Raw genomic sequence first — 4,078 nt, forward strand, 5'->3', positions numbered from 1 at the left:
GGACCCGGGGCCACTCAGCCCGAACGGGTTGTTCTCGGGGTGCAGCGTCGCGTCTCCCGTCCGCATCCATCCGGTGTCGCCCTCGAACGCCCCGCCGGGCGCGAGGGAGTAGAGATCGGGATCCTTCCACTGCGAGAACACGGGTGCCGCCTCCGTGTCGGGGCATCCGGCGGCGTGGACCATCGCGGGCGCGGCCGCGAACGCGATCGTGACCAGCAAGGTCCCCGTGGCGACCTGCCGCGTGCCCGACCGCCCCAGACGGCGCGGCATCAGCGACTCGCTCTGGGGTCGATGAAGACGTCGTCGACCTTGAAGCCTCCGGAGTCACCACCGACGGAGAACCGCAGGTTGACGTCGAGGGACGCGCCGGCCTCGACGGGCAACTTGGTTGCGAGCGGCACCTGGGGCGATGGTCCCCAGTCGTCGTACCCCTTGGAGGAGATGGACCCGAGTGTCACGGCGGTCTGGTTCCCGCCGACCGTGAACAACGCGTCGACCTGGAGGCTCGTCGCGCCCCGGGTCCACGCGCTCTGGGTGACGTACCGCAGGAACGGACGCGTGGTGTCCACGCAGATCGGCGGCGATGTGACGCTGCCCCCTGCCCCGAGGTACACGGAGGAACGGCCCGGCCCGCTGAGGTCGAACGGGTTGTTCTCGTCGCTCTGCTTCACCCTGCCGGAGGTCGTCCAGGTCAAGGCGTTCTCGAAGTCGCCGCCTGGCGCCAGCGAGTAGTAGTCCTCGTCACCCCACTTCGCGAAGACCTGGGAGGACTTCGCGTCCGGGCACGGATCGGCCGAGGCGGCCGCCGGGACGAGCCCCGCGACCGCGAGCGCGAGCGAACCCGCCAGGACCGCGGTGGGCCGGCGTCCGAGTCGGCGGGGCATCAGCGGCTCGCTCTCGGATCGACGTAGACGTCGTCGATCAGCCAGTCGCTGTCGTTCCCGGGATCGGACAGGCGGATCCGGACGTCGAGCGAGCCTCCGCTCGGAATGGGCAGCCTCGAGGACAGCGGGAGCTTCGACGACGCGTCCCAGGTCGTGGTTCCGCGGGCCCGTTCGTTACCGAGCGTCGCGACACCCTGGCCGCCGTCGGGCGCCGTCCACAGCGCCTCGACCCGCAGGTCGGTCTTGCCGTTGGTGCCCCGCGAGCGCAGCATGAAGCGCATCCAGGGATGGTCGGCGTCGACGCAGAACGCGGGGGATGTGATCGACCCCTGGTTCGTGATCCGCACCGACCGCTGCCCGGCAGGCACCGTGCCGAGCGGGCTGTTCTCCGCGAACAGGCCCGCTCCCGACGACAGGTTCCAGACCAGTGAACCCTCGAAATCTCCGCCTGGGATCAGGCGGTACGGGTCCGGATCGCCCCACGCGGCGAACACCTCGGAGGTGACGGCGGGGGGGCAGGGGGCGGCCTGCGCAGCGCCGGCGAACAGCCCGACAGCTCCTACGCTCAGCGCCCACGTGGCAACGAGTCGGCGGGCTCGTACACGAACCCTGCTGTGACCCTGCCTGGGGGTGGATCCTACGTCCCTGCCCATCATCAACTCCGTGACGTTCGACTCCCCGTTAAGTGCGAGGGTAGACGAAAGTTGGAGTAACGGCAAGCAAAGATGTTCGCGCAGGGCACGTGGATCCCTGCACGGAACACCCGGAGTGCGGCTGTCGGACGAGGTCTCGCTCAGCGGCCACTGACGGGGGCCGCCGCCACCTCCTCCGTCATGCGTGGGCCAGGCGCCGCCGTGACCGTGAAACAGCGAAAGCCCTGCATGCGCAGGGCTTTCGTGAGTACCGCCACGGGGATTCGAACCCCGGTTTCCGCCGTGAGAGGGCGGCGTCCTAGTCCCCTAGACGATGGCGGCTCGGACGGCGCGGTGAGGGTAGCAGAGCACCGCGCGACGGCGCGGTGCGGCGACACCGCCGCGAGCGCAGCCCATGTCGGTCCGTTCGCGTCGAGCACGTCCATCGCCATCTCGTCGTCAGGAGGCCGCGGTCGCGGCCGGACCTGCCGCGACGTGCACCTGGGGGGTCGGGCGTCGGGGTGAGCGCATCGGAGCACCTCGTCGGGTCGGCATACCACCACCAACGCCGCTCCGAGCCTCTGGTTGGGGAGTGACGAGAGATCACGTCCGCCCGCCGCTGCGCTATCGTCGCGCCTCGCCCTGCGGATGTGGCGGAATTGGTAGACGCGCGGCGTTCAGGTCGCCGTGGAGGCAACTCCGTGGAGGTTCGAGTCCTCTCATCCGCACCATTGATTCGAGGTGAGAACCCTCACGGTAGGAAACTGCCGTGGGGGTTCTTGCTTTCCTGGGCGCCCCGGGCTTGCTCCGGCGCAGGCCAGGACGGGCGCCTGGGAGGCGCGTTGGCGGCCGGTTCCTGCCGGAACCGGCTGGTAGCGGGGCTTGGCGCCTGGTGCGCGGACGTGCGGCGTTGCGGCGTTGAGGGCGGCGAAGAAGTCGCCGTCGAGGAGGTCACCGAATGGCTCGGCGTGCTCGCTGCCGCTGACGTCTTCGCTGGCGATCTCGAGGCGTTTGAAGATGGCCTGGTTGAACAGGCGCCGCTCCTGGTCGCTGGCCATCAGGTAGGCGGCCTGGACGTTGTCGAGCAGCTCGAGCGCGGTGTCGAGGTTCTTCAGAGCCTCTTGGTAGGGAACTTCGAGCGTCTCGACGAGCTTCTGCGCGGCGGCGCGCTCGCGGCTGATGCGGTCGGTCTCGGAGGCGAACAGGGCGTCGCTGATGCGATCGGCGTAGTGGGCGGCGAGCAGCTTGCGCTCTTCGCGGGCAAGCCGGATCTCGGTGGCCTTGGCCTCCTTGATCTCCATCTCGGCGGCGCTGGCCAGGTGGTTGACGTGGGCGATGACAGCGTCGCGGATCGCCTGCCGGGTCTCCTCTGGGAGCGTCACGGTGGCGTAGTAGCGCTCGATGGCGGTCTCGACGGCGCCGACGCGGTGGTTTGGCTGCGAGCAGGTGTGCTCTTGGCGTCCGCGGCAGACGAAGTAGTCGTAGTAGCCGCCGTTGCCTCGCACTCGCGTGAAGAACAGTCGGCCGCCGCACTCGGCGCAGTAGACGCTGCCACGCAGGTAGTGGTGGTTGCGCCAAGAGCGCTCGCCGCTCTGGCGCTTGGCGTCGAGCACCTCCTGCACCGTCTGGAAGGTGATCGCGTCGATCAGCGGCTCGTGCCGGCCTTGGTAGGTCTTGCCGGCGTACTCGACGATGCCGACGTAGTAGCGGCTGCGAAGCAGCTTGGCCAGCTGGTTGACGCCCAGCGGCTTGGGGACGTTGCTGCGCCGAGCGCGCGAGCGCAGCCCCTTGGCTTCGAGGATGGCCGCCAGTTCGGAGAGCGCGTACTGGCCGGTGGCGTAGAGCAGGAAGGCTTCGGTGATGAGCGGGGCGCGCTCGGGGTCGACCGTGATGGTGCGGACCTCGCGGTCTTCGATGATTACGCGAGTGTTGAGATAGCCGATCGGCGCCCGGTAGGGCGTACCGCCCTGCTTGGCCTTCTCCCTCGTGCCCTTCATGACCTCGTTCGCCAAGTTGCGGCTGTAGAACTCGGCGATCGAGCTCATGACGCCATGCAGCAACAGGCCGCTCGGAGTCTCGTCGACGTTCTCGCTGACCGACACCAACTGCGCTCCGGTCTTGCGGATGGCCATCACGATGGCCACGTCGTCAGCCCGGTTCCGCGCCAGCCGGTCGATCTTGTGGACGATGACGTAATCGATGCTGCCGGCCTGCAGTTGCGTGAGCATGCGCCTGAGCGCCGGGCGGTTGGCGGTGGTGCCGGACTCACCGCGCTCGACGAACTCCTCGACGACCTCGGCACCGAGGTGCTCTGCCTTCTTGGCGCAGGCCGTGATCTGCGCGGGCAGCGAGAGATCCTTCTCGGCCTGCTTGGCCGAACTGACGCGCGCGTAGATGACGGCGGGGTCTGCTGCACGAGTAGGTGACACCTGATCTGGCTGGTCGTGAGACCGGTTGAAAGGATGTCGCTGTGCCCAAGCCGTTCCCTAGAGAGTTCCGTGAGGACGTCGTGCGCGTCGCTCGGGGCCGTGATGAGAAGACGACGATCGAGCAGGTCGCCAA

Annotated in this window: 4 protein-coding genes and 2 tRNA genes; 1 reads left to right on the forward strand and 5 read right to left on the reverse strand. The window is 68.6% G+C overall.

Annotated features, from left to right (window positions below; translation table 11 throughout):
• From ABYE80_RS18000 to ABYE80_RS18015, 4 genes are all read right to left on the reverse strand, one after another.
• Positions 1–270 (reverse strand): hypothetical protein (locus ABYE80_RS18000; RefSeq protein ID WP_372791685.1); only part of this gene is annotated, 270 nt, incomplete at its 3' end.
• The gene (locus ABYE80_RS18005) at positions 270–884 is read right to left on the reverse strand and encodes a hypothetical protein (protein ID WP_372791686.1); all 615 of its coding nucleotides are present in this window, start codon (positions 882–884) and stop codon (positions 270–272) included. The genes ABYE80_RS18005 and ABYE80_RS18000, both read right to left, overlap by 1 nt.
• Positions 884–1,378 carry a hypothetical protein gene (locus ABYE80_RS18010; RefSeq protein ID WP_372791687.1) on the reverse strand — a complete coding sequence of 165 codons (495 nt, stop codon included), beginning with the start codon at positions 1,376–1,378 and terminating at the stop codon, positions 884–886. The genes ABYE80_RS18005 and ABYE80_RS18010 overlap by 1 nt, the downstream gene beginning before the upstream one ends.
• 407 nt (positions 1,379–1,785) lie before the next feature.
• Positions 1,786–1,858 (reverse strand) — tRNA-Glu (locus ABYE80_RS18015).
• A gap of 302 nt (positions 1,859–2,160) precedes the next feature.
• Here ABYE80_RS18015 and ABYE80_RS18020 point away from each other — a divergent pair.
• Positions 2,161–2,247, forward strand: a tRNA-Leu gene (locus tag ABYE80_RS18020).
• Here ABYE80_RS18020 and ABYE80_RS18025 read toward each other — a convergent pair.
• Entirely contained in the window at positions 2,236–3,945 is a 1,710-nt protein-coding gene (locus ABYE80_RS18025; RefSeq protein WP_372791689.1) for a recombinase family protein, read from the reverse strand. The genes ABYE80_RS18020 and ABYE80_RS18025 overlap by 12 nt on opposite strands.
• Positions 3,946–4,078: the final 133 nt, after the last annotated feature.

The sequence above is a fragment of the Paraconexibacter sp. genome, assembly GCF_041602235.1.
Lineage (GTDB): Bacteria > Actinomycetota > Thermoleophilia > Solirubrobacterales > Solirubrobacteraceae > Paraconexibacter.